19 protein-coding genes and 1 other RNA gene are annotated in these 20,028 nt (G+C 52.7%); 10 read left to right on the top strand and 10 right to left on the bottom strand.

Annotation, left to right across the window (positions count from 1 at the left end; genetic code table 11):
* Positions 1-14: 14 nt before the first annotated feature.
* From acrB to ACH0VJ_RS20145, 5 genes are all read left to right on the top strand, one after another.
* On the top strand, positions 15-3,164 hold the full coding sequence (acrB, locus tag ACH0VJ_RS20165; protein WP_001132508.1) for an efflux RND transporter permease AcrB: 3,150 nt from the start codon (positions 15-17) through the stop codon (positions 3,162-3,164).
* A gap of 495 nt (positions 3,165-3,659) precedes the next feature.
* Positions 3,660-4,034: an Hha toxicity modulator TomB gene (gene tomB / locus ACH0VJ_RS20160; RefSeq protein ID WP_000344807.1), complete on the top strand. Its 375-nt coding sequence runs from the start codon at positions 3,660-3,662 to the stop codon at positions 4,032-4,034.
* Positions 4,035-4,061: 27 nt separating this feature from the next.
* Positions 4,062-4,280, top strand: coding sequence for an HHA domain-containing protein (locus ACH0VJ_RS20155; RefSeq protein ID WP_001280991.1), 219 nt, complete (start codon positions 4,062-4,064; stop codon positions 4,278-4,280).
* Between the two features lie 178 nt (positions 4,281-4,458).
* Positions 4,459-5,010, top strand: coding sequence for a maltose O-acetyltransferase (maa, locus tag ACH0VJ_RS20150; RefSeq protein ID WP_001278792.1), 552 nt, complete (start codon positions 4,459-4,461; stop codon positions 5,008-5,010).
* Between the two features lie 116 nt (positions 5,011-5,126).
* Positions 5,127-5,597 carry a YlaC family protein gene (locus ACH0VJ_RS20145; protein ID WP_000136181.1) on the top strand — a complete coding sequence of 157 codons (471 nt, stop codon included), beginning with the start codon at positions 5,127-5,129 and terminating at the stop codon, positions 5,595-5,597.
* 55 nt (positions 5,598-5,652) lie between these two features.
* Here ACH0VJ_RS20145 and ykgO read toward each other — a convergent pair whose 3' ends face one another.
* Both ykgO and ACH0VJ_RS20135 read right to left on the bottom strand, forming a co-directional pair.
* On the bottom strand, positions 5,653-5,793 hold the full coding sequence (ykgO, locus tag ACH0VJ_RS20140; protein ID WP_001197749.1) for a type B 50S ribosomal protein L36: 141 nt from the start codon (positions 5,791-5,793) through the stop codon (positions 5,653-5,655).
* 5 nt (positions 5,794-5,798) lie between these two features.
* Positions 5,799-6,059 carry a type B 50S ribosomal protein L31 gene (locus tag ACH0VJ_RS20135; protein ID WP_000801415.1) on the bottom strand — a complete coding sequence of 87 codons (261 nt, stop codon included), beginning with the start codon at positions 6,057-6,059 and terminating at the stop codon, positions 5,799-5,801.
* A 224-nt stretch (positions 6,060-6,283) separates the two neighbouring features.
* Between ACH0VJ_RS20135 and ACH0VJ_RS20130 the strand changes: the two genes are divergently transcribed.
* Positions 6,284-7,834, top strand: a complete 1,551-nt coding sequence (locus tag ACH0VJ_RS20130) for an EAL domain-containing protein (RefSeq protein WP_000213139.1) — start codon at positions 6,284-6,286, stop codon at positions 7,832-7,834.
* A gap of 49 nt (positions 7,835-7,883) precedes the next feature.
* Here ACH0VJ_RS20130 and ffs read toward each other — a convergent pair.
* Positions 7,884-7,980, bottom strand: an RNA gene (ffs, locus tag ACH0VJ_RS20125) — signal recognition particle sRNA small type.
* An 84-nt stretch (positions 7,981-8,064) separates the two neighbouring features.
* Here ffs and ACH0VJ_RS20120 point away from each other — a divergent pair.
* Entirely contained in the window at positions 8,065-8,454 is a 390-nt protein-coding gene (locus tag ACH0VJ_RS20120) for an MGMT family protein (protein WP_000961285.1), read from the top strand.
* A gap of 32 nt (positions 8,455-8,486) precedes the next feature.
* On the opposite strand, the gene ACH0VJ_RS20115 is transcribed toward ACH0VJ_RS20120, so the two are convergent.
* Positions 8,487-9,056: a YbaY family lipoprotein gene (locus ACH0VJ_RS20115; RefSeq protein WP_000779803.1), complete on the bottom strand. Its 570-nt coding sequence runs from the start codon at positions 9,054-9,056 to the stop codon at positions 8,487-8,489.
* Positions 9,057-9,270: 214 nt separating this feature from the next.
* Between ACH0VJ_RS20115 and tesB the strand changes: the two genes are divergently transcribed.
* A complete protein-coding gene (gene tesB, locus ACH0VJ_RS20110; RefSeq protein ID WP_000084180.1) occupies positions 9,271-10,131 on the top strand; it encodes an acyl-CoA thioesterase II in 861 nt (286 codons plus the stop codon).
* Between the two features lie 99 nt (positions 10,132-10,230).
* Here the strand turns inward: tesB and amtB are convergent, their stop codons facing one another.
* The 5 genes from amtB to decR form a co-directional block, all read right to left on the bottom strand.
* Positions 10,231-11,517, bottom strand: coding sequence for an ammonium transporter AmtB (gene amtB, locus ACH0VJ_RS20105; RefSeq protein ID WP_000684912.1), 1,287 nt, complete (start codon positions 11,515-11,517; stop codon positions 10,231-10,233).
* Between the two features lie 31 nt (positions 11,518-11,548).
* Positions 11,549-11,887 carry a P-II family nitrogen regulator gene (glnK, locus tag ACH0VJ_RS20100; RefSeq protein ID WP_000780341.1) on the bottom strand — a complete coding sequence of 113 codons (339 nt, stop codon included), beginning with the start codon at positions 11,885-11,887 and terminating at the stop codon, positions 11,549-11,551.
* A gap of 212 nt (positions 11,888-12,099) precedes the next feature.
* Entirely contained in the window at positions 12,100-13,881 is a 1,782-nt protein-coding gene (locus ACH0VJ_RS20095; protein WP_001256070.1) for a SmdB family multidrug efflux ABC transporter permease/ATP-binding protein, read from the bottom strand.
* Positions 13,874-15,646, bottom strand: a complete 1,773-nt coding sequence (locus ACH0VJ_RS20090; protein ID WP_001235572.1) for a SmdA family multidrug ABC transporter permease/ATP-binding protein — start codon at positions 15,644-15,646, stop codon at positions 13,874-13,876. Before ACH0VJ_RS20090 ends, ACH0VJ_RS20095 begins: the two co-directional genes overlap by 8 nt.
* A 40-nt stretch (positions 15,647-15,686) precedes the next feature.
* A complete protein-coding gene (decR, locus tag ACH0VJ_RS20085; RefSeq protein WP_000884593.1) occupies positions 15,687-16,145 on the bottom strand; it encodes a DNA-binding transcriptional regulator DecR in 459 nt (152 codons plus the stop codon).
* Positions 16,146-16,257: 112 nt separating this feature from the next.
* On the opposite strand from decR, the gene cdsH reads away from it, so the two are divergent.
* Positions 16,258-17,313, top strand: a complete 1,056-nt coding sequence (gene cdsH, locus ACH0VJ_RS20080; protein WP_000987851.1) for a cysteine desulfhydrase — start codon at positions 16,258-16,260, stop codon at positions 17,311-17,313.
* Between the two features lie 48 nt (positions 17,314-17,361).
* On the opposite strand, the gene cof is transcribed toward cdsH, so the two are convergent.
* Positions 17,362-18,180, bottom strand: a complete 819-nt coding sequence (cof, locus tag ACH0VJ_RS20075) for an HMP-PP phosphatase (RefSeq protein ID WP_000113040.1) — start codon at positions 18,178-18,180, stop codon at positions 17,362-17,364.
* A 100-nt stretch (positions 18,181-18,280) separates the two neighbouring features.
* On the opposite strand from cof, the gene ACH0VJ_RS20070 reads away from it, so the two are divergent.
* Positions 18,281-19,981, top strand: a complete 1,701-nt coding sequence (locus ACH0VJ_RS20070; protein ID WP_001238176.1) for an SgrR family transcriptional regulator — start codon at positions 18,281-18,283, stop codon at positions 19,979-19,981.
* The last annotated feature ends 47 nt before the right edge of the window (positions 19,982-20,028 follow it).

Below are 20,028 nucleotides of genomic sequence, written 5' to 3'. Positions count from 1 at the left end.
GGAGCCGTTAAGACATGCCTAATTTCTTTATCGATCGCCCTATATTTGCGTGGGTGATCGCCATCATCATCATGTTGGCAGGGGGGCTCGCGATCCTCAAATTGCCGGTAGCGCAATATCCGACGATTGCGCCACCAGCAGTGACGATCTCCGCAACCTACCCTGGCGCTGATGCGAAAACGGTACAGGATACCGTCACGCAGGTTATCGAACAGAATATGAACGGTATCGATAACCTGATGTATATGTCCTCCAACAGTGACTCCACGGGGACCGTGCAGATCACGCTGACCTTTGAATCCGGCACCGATGCGGACATCGCGCAGGTTCAGGTTCAGAACAAGTTGCAACTGGCAATGCCGTTACTTCCCCAGGAAGTACAGCAACAGGGCGTGAGCGTTGAGAAGTCCTCAAGTAGCTTCCTGATGGTAGTGGGCGTCATTAACACCGACGGCACCATGACCCAGGAGGATATTTCGGATTACGTTGCCGCCAATATGAAAGATCCGATCAGCCGTACCTCTGGGGTGGGCGACGTCCAGCTGTTTGGTTCGCAGTATGCGATGCGTATCTGGATGAATCCGACAGAGCTGACCAAATACCAACTGACGCCTGTCGACGTGATTAACGCGATCAAAGCGCAGAACGCCCAGGTCGCGGCAGGTCAGCTCGGTGGTACGCCGCCGGTTAAAGGCCAGCAGCTTAACGCATCGATTATTGCCCAAACGCGTCTGACCTCAACGGATGAGTTTGGCAAAATCCTGCTGAAGGTGAATCAGGATGGCTCTCAGGTTCGTCTGCGGGATGTAGCGAAAATTGAGCTTGGCGGCGAAAACTACGACGTCATCGCGAAATTTAACGGTCAGCCAGCGTCAGGTCTTGGCATCAAACTGGCTACCGGCGCCAACGCGCTGGATACCGCTACCGCTATTCGCGCCGAACTGAAAAAAATGGAACCGTTCTTCCCGCCAGGGATGAAAATCGTCTACCCATATGACACCACGCCGTTCGTGAAGATCTCTATTCATGAAGTGGTAAAAACTCTGGTCGAAGCGATTATCCTCGTGTTCCTGGTGATGTACCTGTTCCTGCAGAACTTCCGCGCGACGTTGATTCCGACTATTGCGGTTCCGGTGGTGTTGTTGGGAACCTTTGCCGTGCTTGCGGCATTCGGTTTCTCGATAAACACGCTGACGATGTTCGGGATGGTGCTCGCCATCGGCTTGCTGGTGGATGACGCCATCGTGGTGGTCGAGAACGTCGAACGTGTTATGACGGAAGAAGGCCTTCCGCCGAAGGAAGCGACGCGCAAATCCATGGGCCAGATTCAGGGCGCATTGGTGGGTATCGCGATGGTACTGTCGGCGGTATTTATTCCGATGGCCTTCTTTGGCGGCTCAACCGGGGCAATTTATCGTCAGTTCTCTATCACCATCGTATCGGCGATGGCGCTGTCGGTGCTGGTCGCGCTGATCCTGACGCCTGCGCTGTGCGCGACGATGCTCAAACCCGTCGCCAAAGGCGATCATGGCGAAGGGAAAAAAGGCTTTTTCGGCTGGTTTAACCGCCTGTTTGATAAGAGCACGCATCACTACACCGATAGCGTAGGCAATATTCTGCGCAGCACCGGGCGTTATCTGCTGCTCTATCTCATTATCGTCGTCGGTATGGCTTATCTGTTCGTTCGTCTGCCAAGCTCTTTCTTGCCGGATGAAGACCAGGGCGTATTCCTGACAATGGTCCAGCTCCCCGCGGGCGCAACGCAAGAGCGCACGCAAAAAGTGCTGGATGAGGTCACGGATTACTATCTGAACAAAGAGAAAGCCAACGTTGAATCGGTATTCGCCGTCAACGGCTTCGGTTTTGCAGGGCGCGGTCAGAATACCGGTATTGCATTCGTGTCGTTGAAAGACTGGGCCGATCGTCCAGGCGAAAAAAACAAGGTTGAAGCGATTACCCAGCGGGCAACCGCAGCGTTTTCACAAATTAAAGATGCGATGGTCTTCGCCTTTAACCTGCCGGCGATCGTTGAGCTGGGCACCGCAACCGGCTTTGACTTCGAGTTGATTGACCAGGCGGGACTTGGTCATGAAAAACTCACCCAGGCACGTAATCAGTTGTTCGGCGAGGTGGCGAAATATCCTGATCTGCTGGTCGGCGTTCGACCTAACGGTCTGGAAGATACGCCGCAGTTTAAAATCGATATCGACCAGGAAAAAGCTCAGGCGCTGGGCGTATCTATTAGCGACATTAATACCACGCTGGGCGCAGCATGGGGCGGCAGCTATGTAAACGACTTTATCGATCGCGGTCGTGTGAAGAAAGTTTACGTGATGTCCGAAGCGAAATACCGCATGTTGCCGGATGATATTAACGACTGGTACGTTCGTGGTAGCGATGGTCAGATGGTGCCATTCTCCGCATTCTCCTCTTCCCGCTGGGAATATGGTTCGCCGCGTCTGGAACGCTATAACGGTCTGCCTTCGATGGAAATTCTGGGGCAGGCGGCGCCAGGCAAGAGTACCGGTGAAGCGATGGCGATGATGGAAGAACTGGCCAGCAAGCTGCCGTCAGGCATTGGGTATGACTGGACCGGGATGTCCTACCAGGAGCGGTTGTCCGGCAACCAGGCCCCTGCCCTGTATGCTATATCGCTGATCGTCGTCTTCCTGTGTCTGGCGGCATTGTATGAGAGCTGGTCTATCCCGTTCTCCGTAATGCTGGTTGTTCCGCTTGGGGTTATCGGCGCGCTGCTGGCTGCGACCTTCCGCGGACTGACTAACGACGTTTACTTCCAGGTGGGCCTGCTCACAACCATTGGGTTGTCGGCGAAGAACGCGATACTTATCGTCGAATTCGCCAAAGACTTAATGGATAAAGAAGGGAAAGGTCTGGTAGAAGCGACGCTGGAGGCCGTCCGGATGCGTTTGCGCCCGATTCTGATGACCTCGTTAGCGTTCATGCTGGGGGTTATGCCGCTGGTTATCAGTTCCGGCGCGGGTTCCGGCGCGCAGAATGCGGTAGGTACTGGCGTACTGGGCGGGATGGTAACGGCAACCGTACTGGCTATTTTCTTCGTACCGGTCTTCTTCGTGGTGGTACGCCGCCGCTTTAGCCGTAAAAGCGAAGATATTGAGCATAGTCATTCGACAGAACATCGCTGATTTGCTCACTGTTGATAAGGCCGCGCAAGCGGCCTTTTTTACGCAAAAATCATAAAATACGCTTATTGTTAGATTGATTATTTTTTGCCATATTAATAAAAGGTATAATCCTTACTGCGTTAAAGGCTTTTCTTAGGAAAGTTGACCATTTCTTAATTCAGCCATTAATTAAGAAATATTAAGAATATTCCTGGCTATTTTCTCCTGTCAGAGTCTATTGTTTTAGCCTGAAAAGCTAAAAAACGTTAACCCAATGATTACACAAACAATAAAACTGGTTCCTTTTTAGGCGACCGACGATCACTGTTAAAATTCGAAAAAGTATGGCAACACGCGGCTTTCACGCAATTGTAATTTTTAGTAATATGACGATGAAAAGTTTTTTAGAGTAGATTATAGTTAAATCATAAGGTGACGTGGGAAGTACCAGGTTAGTTAGTTGTATCCATCCCGAAGGTGTTCGGTTAGTTTAAGCCACTAAAAAGGGGATGCATTATGGACGAATACTCACCCAAAAGACATGATATAGCACAGCTTAAATTTCTTTGCGAAACCCTGTATCATGACTGTCTTGCAAACCTTGAAGAAAGCAACCATGGCTGGGTTAATGACCCGACCTCAGCAGTCAACCTGCAGCTCAATGAGCTGATAGAGCATATTGCAACTTTCGCGCTTAATTATAAAATTAAGTACAATGAAGACAATAAATTGATTGCGCAGATAGATGAATACCTGGACGACACCTTTATGTTGTTCAGCAGCTATGGTATTAATACGCAGGATTTGCAAAAATGGCGTAAATCGGGCAACCGCCTGTTCCGTTGTTTCGTCAACGCCACCAGGGCCAATCCTGTTAGTTTGTCTTGTTAAAAATTATTACAATCATAGGTAGAATTTATGTCTGATAAACCATTAACTAAAACTGATTATTTGATGCGTTTACGGCGCTGTCAGACAATTGACACTCTGGAGCGCGTCATTGAGAAAAATAAATATGAATTGTCCGACAATGAGCTGGCTGTATTTTACTCAGCTGCGGATCACCGTCTTGCAGAATTGACGATGAACAAACTCTACGACAAGATCCCCTCTTCAGTATGGAAATTCATTCGTTAATCACGCTACATTACTTTTTAGAGAACACGCAGGTGTTATCTGCCTCCTCGTTCTGGCTAATAACACAACGGGCTATTATAGAACAGTGATATAGATCACATAGCAATAGCAGGGAACGTTCCCTCTAATACTTTATTATTGCTTCTATTGCGATAATATCCACCAAGGGGAGCGCGCGATGAGTGACGAAAAACAAAAAATGATCGCTGGGGCACTGTATTGCCCGACCGATGAAACTTTATGCCAGGATCGACTGCGGGCGCGTCAACTCATCCATCAATACAATTATACTACGCCTGATGAAATAAATAAGCGTCAGGCGATTTTACGCGACCTGTTGGGTCGATGCGAAGACGCCTATATTGAACCTTCCTTCCGTTGCGACTACGGCTATAATATTTTTCTTGGTCACTCCTTTTACGCTAACTTCGACTGCGTCATGCTTGATGTTTGCCCAATTCATATTGGCGATAATTGTATGCTCGCGCCAGGGGTACATATCTATACCGCCACGCATCCGCTGGACGCCGTCGAACGCAACAGCGGCAGAGAATTAGGTAAACCCGTCACTATCGGAAATAATGTCTGGATAGGCGGACGAGCCGTCGTTAATCCGGGCGTAACCATCGGCGATAACGTCGTCGTCGCTTCAGGCGCTGTGGTGATAAAAAACGTACCGCCAGACGTTGTGGTAGGCGGAAATCCGGCGCGAATCATTAAAAAATTGTAGTCAAAATGATAACTGTTATGCTAATTCGTGGTTAATCTGTTACTTTTTTCACGTTACACCTCCCTTTAAAATGGGCTGTTACTACCCCTATGTCGCAGAAATCATGAAGGCAAAAGATGACAGAGATACAGCGCCTGCTTAGCGAAACTATTGATGACTTAAACATCCGTGAAAAACGCGATAACAGGCCGCGTTTTAGTATCAGTTTTATCCGCAAGCATCCTGGGTTATTTATCGCGATGTATGCAGCCTGGTTTGCGACGCTGGCGGTCATGCTGCAATCAGAAACGCTGGTGGGGTCAGTGTGGCTGTTAGTGGTGTTATTTATCGCATTTAATGGCTTCTTCTTTTTCGACATCGCCCCGCGTTATCACTATAACGACATCGATGTGCTGGACCTCCGGGTCTGTTACAACGGCGAATGGTACAACACCCGCTTTGTTCCCCCCACGCTCATTGAGACGATTCTTCAGTCTCCACAGGTGGATAATGAACATAAAGTCCAGCTGCAAAAAATGGTTGCCCGTAAGGGCGAACTTTCCTTCTACGATATTTTTACGCTGGCCCGCGCAGAAGCCAGCCGGTAATAAAAAAGTGCGCACCCTCCCTGGTACGCACTGCTTTCCCTGAACTGTTGGTTTTTTAACGTCTTTTTTTACGCCCCTGAACCGCCTTAAAACGCGGATTTGTTTTACAAATCACGTATAAGCGTCCTTTGCGTTTGACTATCTGGCAATCCGGATGCCGTTGTTTTGCATTGCGAAGTGAGTTTAACACCTGCATTTCATTTACCCCCGTTTAGCGCCGATAAAATGACCGAAACGTTTCTGGAAGCGTGCGGCGCTACTTTCGCTATCAAACGTTTTCTGTCTACCGGTATAAAAAGGATGCGATTTTGATGACACATCAATAGTGACATACGGATATGTCACGCCGTCCAGTTCGATTTCACGTTCAGTTTTGATAGTTGATCCCACTTTCACATATTCATTTGCGCTGGTGTCGTGAAATACGACGGTGCGGTATACAGGATGAATATCAGGTTTCATTGCGCCCTCTCAATTATGTTATAACATAACAATAAAATACGCTATCAACGCTCCTTTTTCAACCGGTAAACATTCACGATCTCTTCCTGGCGGCAAAAGCAACGTGGCGTAACGCGTTAGCCTGGCGCCTGAATCTGTAAAATCGATAAAATAGCTTTATCATTCAAGGGCGCGATTTACGATCGGATATACTTTCTCTACGCTGTGTTTATAAGGACATCACTGTGACAACACGACATCTGGTCAGCCTGGTAACGGGAGTGCTTATCCTGTCTGTCCTTTTCCCGATAGGATTGAGCCTGTGGCTGGCGCACCGTCAAGTTGAAAAAAGGTTTAACGAAGAGCTGGATATCTTCTCGTCCCGGGTGGCGCTACGTACAGAAAGGGTCAGTGACCAGGCAAAAGCCGCGTTAACGCATATTGCCTCCTTTAAAGGCGAGCCCTGCAGCAGCGCCCATTTACTCGCCATGCGCCGCGTGTCTTATAGCTTTCGGTATGTCCAGGAAGTTCTGTATCTTAAAAATTCGATTCCCGTTTGCTCCTCACTTGAAAAAGAGAGCCATATTCCCGCGTTCCCTCCGCCCATGAAAATCACTCGCGACGGTTATCGCGCCTGGTTTACGGCGCAAAACGATCTGGGTATAAAACGCTATATGGCGGCACTCGGGAGCGACAGCTATATCGTGATGATCGACCCGGCGTCCTTTATCGATGTGATTCCGTTTGGCGCATGGCCGATTGACGTCGCTATTATTGGCCGGGAACGCAATACTGTGGTTGCCAGCAGCGGTAACCTTGACCCCGCTATTCTTCCGCTCATTCACCATGAGACGCCCCTGCGGCTGGAAAACCGAGGCATTCAGTATGCTATCCACCCCTTTCCGGAAATGGGCATTACTATCGTAAGCTGGGCACCGACCGCTCCGCTGGAAAGGAGCTGGTATCGACAGGCGTTTATCTGGCTACCGGCGGGCATCGTAACGGGTCTGCTGGCCGCGGCCTTTATTCTGCGTATTTTGCGTCGACTACAGTCGCCCCGCCACCGTCTCCAGGATGCGATAGACAATCGCGAAATTAACGTACACTATCAGCCTATTGTCTCCCTGAGCAGCGGAAAAATTGTCGGTGCCGAAGCCTTAGCTCGCTGGCAACAGGCGGACGGCACCTTCCTTTCGCCGGAAATTTTTATCGCGCTGGCTGAACAAACCGGGCTCACGGAGCCGCTAACCCGGCTAATCATCGACACCGTTTTTGAAGACATGGGGAGTTGGTTAAAGTCCCATCCCGAACAACATATTTCAATCAATCTTGAGGCATCCGATCTGGCGTCGGAAACGTTGCCGACGCTGTTAAGCACGCTGCTGAACCGTAGCCAAATTTCTCCGTCGCAAATCGCGCTTGAGTTAACGGAACGCGAGTTCGCCGATCCGAAAACCAGCGCGCCCATTGTCGCCAGATACCGTAACGCGGGACATTCAATTTATATTGATGACTTTGGCACCGGCTATTCCAGCCTCAGCTACTTACAAAATCTGGATGTGGATGTCCTTAAAATTGATAAATCTTTTGTCGATGCGCTGGAATATAAAAACGTCACGCCGCATATTATTGAAATGGCGAAAACGCTCAAACTTAAGATGGTCGCAGAAGGCATCGAAACGGCCAGGCAAGAACAGTGGCTACGCCAGCATGGCGTACATTATGGTCAGGGCTGGTTATACAGTAAACCCCTACCCGCTACGGCATTTATTCTTTGGGCGGAACAGCGGCTATAACGTCGCACAGCAGAAAAGAACAGTGTGGAGAGGCACAAATGGGTGGGGGCCCTGCCAGCTACATCCCGGCACACGCGTCATCTGCCTTGGCTGCTTCCTTCCGGACCTGACCTGGTAAACAGAGTAGCGTTGCGGGAGAACCAACAGAGCCCCCATTGAGAGCGTTGTGAACCAACGCGCAGGCGCATTATCACTGCTATATCGTGCAATTGCAACCCATCAGGCATCGGATGCTGGTTTCTTGCGCATCCGGGCTTTCCTCCCCCCTTATTCCAGATTATCCTGAAGCATTAACGCAGGATTCTATTATGGATATTCAGGACACATTTCCTCAACGCGTCTGGCAAATCGTCGCCTCGATCCCGGAAGGGTTTGTCACGACCTACGGCGATGTCGCCCGGCTTGCCGGTTCGCCTCGGGCGGCGCGTCAGGTCGGCGGAGTTTTAAAACGTCTGCCGGAAGGCAGCACTTTACCATGGCATCGGGTGGTGAACCGCCACGGCGCAATATCACTTACCGGGCCGGATCTACAGCGGCAACGTCAGGCATTACTGGCGGAAGGCGTGGTGGTGTCGGGAAGCGGACAAATCGATTTACAACGCTATCGCTGGGTGTATTAACCCTCTCCGTAACGGAGAGGGTTGGCGCAGGATTAATACTGGGTAGGCGCAGGAACGGCAGAAGACGAATTGACCTGGGTCGGCGAAGTCGATGGAACCGTCGTCGTCGCACCACCGCTGGCCTGCACAGGCACCGCCGTTTGCTGTACCGGTACCAGCGTCAGATCCGCTTTAGTGCCGCCATTATTAATCACCGGTTTCACGCTATCGGTAATAAATACCAGCTTATTATCAACGGTGATGGCCGCGCTCAGGAGGATGCGCGCGTTAGGTTGAATATCTGATGGGTTAAACGGCAACACAAAACTGAAAGGCGCCTGTTTACCTTCGGTACGTACCGCTTTTTGCGACAGCACCTTAGACGGCGCATCAGCCAGCGAAGCATCTGAAAGCGTCACGGTCAGCACCGCATCTGGCGGCAGAGCGACCTTCTGGCGGATCCAGACGGTACCGGAAACATTGGGTTGCTGAATAGTAGACTGGTTAGCTGTAATCGACATGTTAGGGTTTGGCGCAGGCGTCTGGATATCAGCGCTTTTATCAGCGCAGGCCGCCAGAGATATCGCAACCGCTAAACCACTTACGATGTGCACGAGTTTCATTCAATTCTCCTTATCATCAATGCACCAGCAGGCCTTTCCCCCCGCCGGAAGAGTGGTTAACAGAAACATAACGTGATTAAGTGTGGCACATGTCACTCATTTTTGCCTGGAATTGGTCTGTTATTCAGACTTTTGTACCCATCGGACCACTTGCAAAATTGCGTTATACTCTGCCCTACCTCGCTTCGGCATCGTTGTCACCTGGAGAGTATGTATGAGTCAGACACTGAATAATTTGCTGACATTATTGAATCTGGAAAAAATTGAAGAAGGACTCTTTCGGGGCCAAAGTGAAGACTTAGGGCTGCGCCAGGTATTTGGCGGTCAGGTGGTGGGCCAGGCGCTCTATGCCGCCAAAGAAACGGTGCCGGAAGCGCGACTGGTGCATTCATTCCACAGTTATTTTCTGCGGCCAGGCGACAGCCAAAAACCCATTATCTATGACGTAGAAGTGCTGCGCGATGGGAATAGCTTCAGCGCCCGCCGCGTTGCCGCTATTCAGAACGGGAAACCCATCTTTTACATGACCGCCTCATTCCAGGCGCCGGAACCGGGTTTTGAACATCAAAAAACCATGCCGACGGTAGTCGGGCCGGAAGGACTACCGTCAGAAACGGAAATCGCGCAATCGCTGGCGCATTTACTGCCGCCGATTCTGAAAGAAAAGTTTCTCTGCGATCGCCCGCTGGAAATTCGTCCCGTCGAATTTCACAATCCGTTGAAAGGTCACGTCGCCGCGCCTGTGCGTCAGGTATGGATTCGCGCCAACGGCACCGTTCCGGATGACATTCGCGTCCATCAATATTTACTGGGATATGCCTCTGACCTGAATTTCCTTCCCGTCGCGCTTCAGCCTCACGGCATCGGTTTTCTGGAAAAGGGCATTCAGATCGCCACTATCGATCACTCTATGTGGTTCCATCGCCCGTTCAATTTTAATGAATGGCTACTTTATAGCGTGGAGAGCACTTCCGCCTCCAGCGCCCGGGGCTTTGTTCGCGGCGAGTTTTATACTCAGGATGGCGCGCTGGTCGCTTCAACCGTGCAGGAAGGGGTAATGCGCAATCACAATTAAAAAACATGCCGCTATGCGGCGTTAATGGCCTGATGACGCTGCGCTTATCCGGCCTACGGTAAACTGGATAAGCGCAGCGCCATCAGGCATGTTGCGCAATCACGCGTTATACGCATTCTCGCCGTGACTGTTCACATCCAGCCCCTCGCGCTCCTGCTCTTCCGGTACACGCAGTCCAACAAGGATATCCGCCAGTTTGTAACCAACAAACGCGACAACGCCGGACCAGACGACCGTAATAGCAATACTTTCCAGCTGTACCATCACCTGATGTCCCATCGTAACGCCGTCGACAAAGCCAACGCCGCCCAGCGAACTGGCGGCAAAAACGCCGGTCAGGATACAGCCGACTATTCCGCAAACGCCGTGAACGCCAAATACGTCGCACGGATCATCTACCCGTAGCAGACGTTTAAGCATGGTGACTCCCCACAATCCCGCCAGACCCGCAATAACGCCGATAACCAGCGCGCCGCCAACGCCAACATAGCCACAGGCTGGCGTCACGCCGACCAGACCGGCAATCGCGCCGGAACACGCTCCCAGCAGGGAAGGCTTACCGCGTAGCGTCCACTCGCCGATAATCCACCCCAGAATCGCGGCGGCGGTCGCCACCACGGTGTTCACAAAGGCCAGCGCTGCTATCTCGTTTGCGCTACCGGCAGAACCCGCGTTAAATCCAAACCAGCCGATATACAGAATCGCAGTACCGGTAAAGACCATCGGCAGGTTATGGGGTTTAAATGCTTCCTTCCCAAAGCCGACGCGTTTGCCAATTAAATAAGCCCCCACCAGCCCAGCGATAGCGGCGTTAATATGCACCACTGTACCACCAGCAAAATCCAGCGCGCCGTGAGCAGCCAGCAGGCCGCCGCCCCACACCATGTGCGCAATCGGGATATAAGAGAGCGTGAACCACACCACGACAAAAATCAGTACCGCCGAAAAACGAATACGCTCCGCCAGCGCGCCGACAATCAGCCCGACGGTAATACAGGCGAAAGATCCCTGAAACGCGACATGAATATACTGATAAATCGTACCCGTTACCGCCGTCAACGCGATATTCTTCAACATCGCCCCATCGGCATTACCGAAAAAATGATTCCCTTCGCCAAAAGCCAGCGAATAGCCGTACACCACCCATAAAATACAGACCAGCGCAAAGGTGACGGTCACTTGCGTTAACATTGACAGCACGTTCTTGGCGCGAATTAATCCGCCGTAAAACAGCGCGATACCCGGTATCGTCATGAACAGCACCAGCGCGGTGCAAATCATCATAAAAGCACTATCCGCTTTATCGGCAACCGCCGGCGCGGCTATCGTTAGCCCAGGCAGCAGCGCCAGTGAAGCCAGTGTGGTTTTTATCATCGCTATCTTCATTTTTTCATTTCCTGTTGCTGTGTGGCGGGTCTTACAGCGCTGCTTCGTCAGCTTCGCCGGTACGAATCCGAATAACGCGCATGAGCTCCGCGACGAAAATTTTGCCGTCGCCAATTTTTCCGGTGTAAGCCGCTTTACTGATGATATCGATCACCTCTTCCAGTTGGTCGTCGGCGATAGCCACATCAATTTTGACCTTCGGCAGGAAATTCACGCTGTACTCCGCGCCGCGATACAGTTCGGCGTGTCCTTTCTGACGGCCAAACCCTTTCACTTCGGTGACGGTCAGTCCCTGAATGCCAATGGAAGAAAGCGCCTCCCGCACGTCCTCCAGCTTGAACGGTTTGATAATCACGGTAACCAGCTTCATAGAACCCTCCAGTCAGAATTAGGTAACGGCTGCCGCCGCGCATGGACTCTTCTGAATGGATATTGCAAAGGATGTGCCAGAAGCTGGCGAGCGAGGAAAAGCGCGGTTAGCGGCGCGTCTTTATATTGACGCGCCCCAAAATCGAAACAGGGAAAGAAAAACGCACCACGACGGTGCATGATGGGCGAGGTTTTGCCCTGTGGCGCCAAACCTTACGCCGCAGGGCCGGGTTCTTCGTGTACGCTGGCGGCTAACTCCTCGCCAACTAACTGTAATTGATACATTTGCCAGTAGCGTCCTTGTGCCGCCAGCAATTGTTGATGCGTCCCGCGCTCCACCGCCTGGCCGCGATGGAGAACCAGAATGGTATCCGCCTCCACGATTGTCGATAGCCGATGGGCAATAACCACCAGCGTGGTGCGCTCGCGAATCGCCGCCAGCGCCTGCTGTATCGCCTGCTCAGTGCCGGAATCGATGCTGGCCGTCGCTTCATCAAGAATTAATATTTGCGGGGCGTCAACCAGCACGCGCGCCAGCGCCAATAGCTGTTTTTGCCCGACGGACAGCGTATTTCCCTGCTCGCCGAGATGCGTATGCAGCCCGTCGCTCAGGCCGCGCGCCAGATCTGCCAGTTGTACCGTTTCCAGCGCCTGCCACACCTGCGCCTCGGAGACATCGCGCCCCAGCGTCACATTAGCCAGAAAGGTATCCGCCATCACTACCGGGTCCTGTTGAACCATCGCCACGCCCTGGCGTAAAACGCGATGATTAAGAGAGGCGATTTCTCGCCCATCCAGCCGAATTTCGCCTTGTGTCAGGGGGTAATACCCCATTAATAAGCTGGCGAGCGTGCTCTTCCCGCTGCCGGTGTGCCCCACCAGCGCCACAAAGCTACGGGACGGTACTGATAGCGTAATGTCCTGTAAAACAAGATTATCGTCGCGGTAAGCAAACGACAGATGATCAATATCAATCGCCCCGCTTTGTAACGGCCTGTCGTCGCTGCCATAGCGCTGGCGCGGGCGATCCATCAGTTCAAAAACACGTTCTCCCGCCACAACCGCCTGCTGTAGCATGGATTGCTGGGTGGTCAGTTCAATGAGCGGCTCGTTCAGACGTGACAAATAGCTAATGAACGCATACAGCACCCCGACCTCAATCGTGCCGGCAGACGTAAAGCTGAAAAGCATCAACAAACCGCATAAAATGAGCGCGGAAAAGAGGCTAAGCAGCGGACGCAATAAAAAGCCATCCAAGCGCAGCGTCTGCATCCGCGCCATGTAGTGCGAGCGGCTGGCCTCGCCCATGCGTTCGCCGAAGCGCGCCTGCTGGCGAAACTGCTGGATTACGCTCATCCCATTGATGATTTCGTTAAAGCCGTCGTTAATATCCGCCAGGTATGCCCGCACGCGGCGTACAATCGGCGTGCTGTAGCGCTGATAAATGATCATCACGGTCAATACCGCCGGAAAAATCAAAATCGCCACCAGCGCCATCCGCCAGTCAAGGCTGAACATAGCGACCAGCATGGCGCCGATCAACGCCGCGCTACGTAATACCGTTGCGACGACCGTGACGTACAGATCGCGGATGACTTCCGTATCGTTGGTCACGCGTGAAATTAATTGTCCGACAGGCTGCGTGTCGAAGGCGCTTAGCGGCTGGCGCAAGGCGGCATCCATGACGTCCGTGCGCAAGGACTGAACCACGCCAACGGCCGCCCGGTTAAATAATAAAGACTGGGCGTAATGCAGACCCGCCGCCAGAAATTGTAGCCCCACATAGGCGGCCGCCAGCCCCGCGACCTTGCCCAACGGTAAATGGTGGCGGGCCACCATGTTATCAATGAAATAGCTGATCAGCAGCGGACCGCTAACCTCCGCCGCCGCCGCAATCCACAGCATCATCACCGCGACAGAGAGCGGTTTTCGCCATGGCGAGCCATACGCCAGCAACCGTTTCAGCGTCGGCCATAGCTGTCCAAAACTACGCATTCACCGCCTCCTCGCCGCGTTCCGGCGCGTCATCCAGCGCGGCCTCCAGTTGCTGATAGCGATACATATCGCGATACCAGCCAATCTGCTGCGCCAGTTGATCGTGATCGCCGCGCTGAACAACATGACCATGTTGCATAACGATAATTTCATTGGCGTCGGTCAGCGCGGATAAACGATGCGCGCTGATGATGACCGTACGCCCTTCGCCCCACTGGCGCAAATTATGCAAAATCTGATGCTCCGTGCGGCCATCTACTGCAGAAAGCGCATCATCGAGAAGCAGAATTTCCGCATTTAACAGTAGCGCTCTGGCAATCGAGATACGCTGTTTTTGCCCTCCCGATAACATGACGCCACGTTCACCTACCTGCGTGTCGTAGCCCTGAGGCAAGCGGAGAATATCCTCATGTACGCTGGCTAAACGCGCCACCTGTTCAATCTCCTCCTGAGTCGCCTCCGGGCGTCCGAGCGCAATATTATTCGCAATAGAGTCCGAGAACAAAAACGGCGTCTGGCTGACAACCGCCAGTCGGCTACGCCAGCTATCCAGTTGCAGATGCGTCAACGGCATGTCATGGAATCGGATCTCTCCCTGCGTCACATCAAAATGGCGCTGGATAAGCGACAATATTGTGCTTTTCCCCGCGCCGGTCGGACCGCATATCCCCAGCATCTGACCCGGTTTAAGACGAAAGTTCACATTCTCCAGCGCCGGATGCGTCGTTTGCGGATAGCAAAACTCACGAATGGCCGCCGTCAGTTCGCCGCGCCCCGCCGGGACCGGCTCTTCGCCATCCTTAACTACCGGCGCTTCCGCCAGCATGGCGCGGATGCGGCTGTATGCGGCGCTACCCCGCTCCACGATATTAAACATCCAGGCCAGCGCCAGCATCGGCCAAATCATCAACCCCAGATACATCATAAAGCTGGTGAGTTCGCCCAGCGTCAGGCTGCCGTTAACCACCATCCAGCTTCCGCCGCTAATCGCGAGCAGGTTCGCCATGCCAATGGCGATGTAAATGGTTGGATCAAAACGCGCGTCAATACGCGCCACGCGCATATTTTTCTTGCCGGTATCTTCGGCATCCGCCGCAAACAGCGAAGACTGGCGGTCCTCCAGACCAAACGCTTTGATCATGCGGATGCTGGTCAGACTCTCCTGCGTGCGGTCGTTCAGGCTGGAGAAGGCGGCCTGCGCCAGTTTGAAATAATCATGCAGCCGATCGCCGTAACGTTTGATCATCAGCGCCATAATCGGCATCGGCAACAGCGCTAATAGCGTTAGCTGCCAGCTAATTTGCGTCGACATGACAATCAGTACCGCACAGCCCATTACCAGCGAGTCAACCAGCGTCAGAACGCCCTCGCCCGCTGCAAATACGACGCGATCCACATCATTCGTCGCACGCGCGATAAGATCGCCCGTCCGATGGCGCTGATAAAATTCAGGATGCTGACGACTCAACTGGCGATAATAATCTTCACGCAGTTCAACGGCTAATTGATAAGAGGCGCCAAATAGCAGCACGCGCCAGACATAGCGCAACAAATAGACCACTACGGCGATCAGGGCAATGGTGCCAATCCACATCGCTATTCGGCCTGGAGTAAACTGCTGTGCGGTTACGCCATCCACGACAATCCCCACCACTTTGGGCGGGATTAGCTGTAGCATCGCAATAAGCATAAGCAGGGCCACTGCGCCAAGATAGCGACGCCATTCCCGGCGAAAGTACCAGCTTAATTGAGCAAATAATCGCACGCGTTATTTCCTGATATGATTTCCGGCAATACCGGGAGAATTATTCAATGGGCAGAGAGGTGGTGTACTTAATCTGTTCCATCGCAAAACTGGAGGTGACGTCTGACAGTCCTGGGACGCTATTGACCAGACGTTTATAGAAGTCGTCATACCGCTTCATGTCGGCCACCTGAACTCGCATCAGATAGTCGTATTCCCCCGCCATCCGCCAGAAGCCAAGCACTTCCGGCATCTCAGAGACGACGGTCACGAACCGACAGTACCATTCACTGCTGTGGTGCTGCGTTTTTATCAACACGAAAGCGGTTAATCCCAGCCCCAGTTTTTCCGGGTCCAGCAGCGCGACCCTGCCAAGCAGGATACCGTCATCTTCCAGGCGTTTAAGCCGCTTCCAGCAAGGCGTTGTCGTCAGATTAACGGCATCCGCCAGCGCCTGCAAAGAGAGGGTACAATCCTGCTGCAATAAGCAAAGCAGCTTACGGTCAATTTTATCTAACATACCCACTCCATAGAGAATATTTTTCTCCTTACATTGTAATTTAAAGGTCAAATAGCAACAATTTTTTCCGTACTTTTCGCTACTCTTGGCACAAAATGATAAATGGATATTAATGATGAGTAGCAATTGGGTTAAAAATGCCATTAATGAAATTAACGCTGACCACCAGCGCTCGGCGGATACGCATCTTATTCGTTTGCCCCTGTCGGCATTTCCAGGTATCCAGCTTTACCTGAAAGACGAAAGCACGCATCCCACCGGTAGCCTCAAGCATCGTCTGGCGCGCTCGCTGTTCCTTTATGGGCTGTGCAATGGCTGGATTAAAGAAGGCACTCCGATTATTGAAGCGTCATCAGGCTCAACGGCGATTTCCGAAGCCTGGTTCGCGCGTTTACTGGGACTGCCGTTCATCGCCGTCATGCCCGCCTGTACCGCAAAACGTAAAATCGAACAGATTCAATTTTACGGCGGCCACTGTCATTTTGTGGAGAGCGCCTGCGAAATTTATGCCGCCTCCGAGCGGCTGGCGCATGAACTGAACGGTCACTATATGGACCAGTTTACCTACGCAGAACGAGCTACCGACTGGCGGGGCAACAATAATATTGCCGACAGTATTTTCCGCCAGATGCGCAACGAACCCCATCCGGTACCGCGATTTATCGTCATGAGCGCCGGAACGGGCGGAACCTCTGCGACGATTGGGCGCTATATTCGCTGCCAGGGCTATGATACTCAGCTCATGGTGGTGGATCCGGAAAATTCCGTCTTTTTACCTTACTGGCAGGATCGCGACGCTTCATTACGCAGCCCGGTGGGCAGTAAGATTGAAGGAATTGGTCGTCCGCGAGTAGAGCCTTCTTTTATTCCGGATGTCGTGGATGAGATGCTGCGCGTGCCGGACGCCGCCAGCGTTGCCACCGCACACTGGCTGGAAACGCAGCTAGGCCGTAAAGTCGGCGCCTCTACCGGCACGAATATGTGGGGAGCGCTGCAGCTTGCGGCCCGGATGCGCGAGGCTGGAGAAACCGGCGCTATCGTGACGTTATTGTGCGATAGCGGTGATCGCTATCTGGATACCTATTACCATCCGTCCTGGGTTAGCGACCATATCGGCGATTTGACGCCGTGGTCAGCGGCCATCGAAAAATTACTTACCGGCGACTAGAAACAAAAAAAAGCCAGACTGAATGTCTGGCTTGCTGGAAGAGATCTCTCATTCGGGGGAATAAGGTAGATGCGGATTGTCCAGCCAATGCGTCAAAAAGTGTGATACCGCTTGATTACCACAATGTCCGATAACCGAAAGGTGTGGCAGCGCGGCGATAAGCTGCGGCATGGCATTGCCCATAATGAGCCCCCGCCCGACGCTGCCCAGCATTTCCCGATCGTTCATCGCGTCGCCAAACGCCATGCAATCTGCCAGTGAAAGCCCTAAATGGTTGCTCAATACCGCCAGCGCCGATCCTTTATTGCACCCCAGCGGTAGCACTTCCAGGCAGTCGACGGCAGAGAAACAGAGGTGCGCGCGTTCTTCCAGCGCCTCATTGAGCTGAATGCGCAAACGGATCAGATCGTCATGATCGCCGCAAAAACAGATCTTCGTCACCTGATGGGCCGGAATACTTTTTATATCGATAACCTGATAACGAAAGCCGCTGTAGACGTGCGCCTGGAGTAGCGCGGGGATCTCCTGGCCTGTAAACCAGCCGTTGTCATTAAACACATGCATACTGGCTCGGGTATCCCAGGCATGGTGCATCACCGTATCGGCAACCTGAGGATCGAGATCCTGACGATGCAGCACGTCGCCTTCCAGCGAGTGAATTCGCGTCCCGTTACCGGTAATAAGATAAGCATCCAGTGAAAGCGTCCCCAGAATATGCCGCATCTCCAGCACGTGACGACCCGTAGCGAATGTCAGAGTGATATCGCGTTCGCGCAGACGCGACAGCGTGGCGATCGTTTCTCTACCCAAATGGTGATCGGGCATTAATAACGTGCCATCCATATCAAATGCTGCCAAACGGGCCATCTCTTTCTCCACACTGTGACGCGGTTAACTTGTTGTTCAGTATTACCTGAGATATACGGAAGTAATAGTGAACAGATAAAAGGAAGTGTTCCGGGTTTCTATGAGGCTACTGAATCGGCTTAATCAATATCAACGCCTCTGGCAGCCTTCCGCCGGGGAAACGCAACATGTCACCGTTAGCGAACTGGCCGAACGCTGTTTTTGTAGCGAGCGCCATCTGCGAACGCTGCTGCGTCAGGCCCAGCAGGCGGGTTGGCTAAGATGGGAGGCGCAGTCCGGACGCGGGAAACGTGGACGGCTCCAGTTTCTGGTCACGCCGGAATCGCTCCGCACCGCCATGATGGAACAGGCGCTGGAAAAAGGGCAGCAGCTCAACGTACTGGAACTGGCGCAGCTGGCGCCGGGCGAGTTACGGGCGATGCTCCAGCCTTTTATGGGCGGCCAATGGCAAAACGATACGCCGACATTGCGTATTCCCTACTATCGTCCGCTTGATCCGCTGCAGCCGGGTTTTCTGCCAGGACGCGCGGAACAGCATCTCGCAGGGCAAGTTTTTTCCGGGTTAACGCGCTTCGACCGCGATAGCCAATATCCTTGCGGGGATTTGGCGCATCACTGGAAGGTTTCCGCCGACGGTTTACGCTGGGATTTTTATATTCGCTCCACGCTGCACTGGCATAATGGCGATGCGGTGGATACCGCGCAGCTACACGAACGCCTGGAAAGGCTGCTTACCCTACCGGCGCTAAGCAAATTGTTTATTAGCGTCGCACGGATCGAAGTAACGCATCCTCAGTGCCTGACCTTTCTCCTTCACCGACCTGATTACTGGCTGGCGCATCGTCTGGCGAGCTATTGTAGCGGTCTGGCGCATCCTGACCTGCCGCTTATCGGCACCGGTCCTTTTCGCCTGGCGTTGTTCACGCCGGAACTGGTGCGTCTGGAAAGTCATGACCATTATCACCTCAGCCATCCGCTGCTGAAAGCGATTGAATTCTGGATCACCCCGCAACTGTTTGCCCAGGATCTGGGCACCAGTTGCCGCCATCCGGTGCAGATTGCCATCGGCAAACCGGAAGAGCTGGCGACGCTGAGTCAGGTAAGTAGTGGTATCAGTCTTGGCTTTTGTTATTTAACCCTCAAAAAGGGCTCACGGCTCAACGTACAGCAGGCGCGGCGTCTGATACATATTATCCATCATACTTCGCTGCTGAAAACCTTACCGGTAGATGAGAACTTGATTATGCCAAGTCAGGGGCTGCTACCCGGCTGGACAATCCCGCAATGGCAGGACGTTGATGAAACCCCATTGCCGAAAAAACTTACCCTGGCGTATCACCTTCCCGTAGAGCTGCATACGATGGCGGAACAGCTTCGACATTACCTGGCGACGCTCGGCTGTGAGTTAACGTTGATTTTTCATAATGCCAAAAACTGGGATAACTGCCCTGCGTTGGCGCAAGCGGATCTGATGATGGGCGACAGGCTGATCGGCGAAGCGCCGGAATATACGCTGGAGCAGTGGCTACGTTGCGATCAGATCTGGCCGCATGTCCTTGACGCGCCTGCGTTTTCCCATCTGCAGGCTACGCTTGACGCTCTGCAAATTCAGCCCAATGAAAAAGATCGCCGCGCCGTGCTACAACAAGTTTTTGCCAACCTGATGGATGACGCCACACTTACGCCACTATTTAATTATCACTATCGCATCAGCGCCCCACCGGGCGTTAACGGCGTTCGACTCACCCCTCGCGGCTGGTTTGAATTTAGCGAAGCCTGGCTTCCGCCGCCTTCGCCGTGAAGAAGCTGGTCGGGATTATCCGTACGCGTTACCATATTGGCTTTCGT

The sequence above is a fragment of the Salmonella sp. 2020_1459 genome (genome assembly GCF_043847915.1).
Taxonomy (GTDB): Bacteria; Pseudomonadota; Gammaproteobacteria; order Enterobacterales; family Enterobacteriaceae; genus Salmonella; species Salmonella enterica.
The sequence above is the reverse complement of the archived record's forward strand: the minus strand, read 5'-3'. Positions and strand labels throughout refer to the sequence as shown.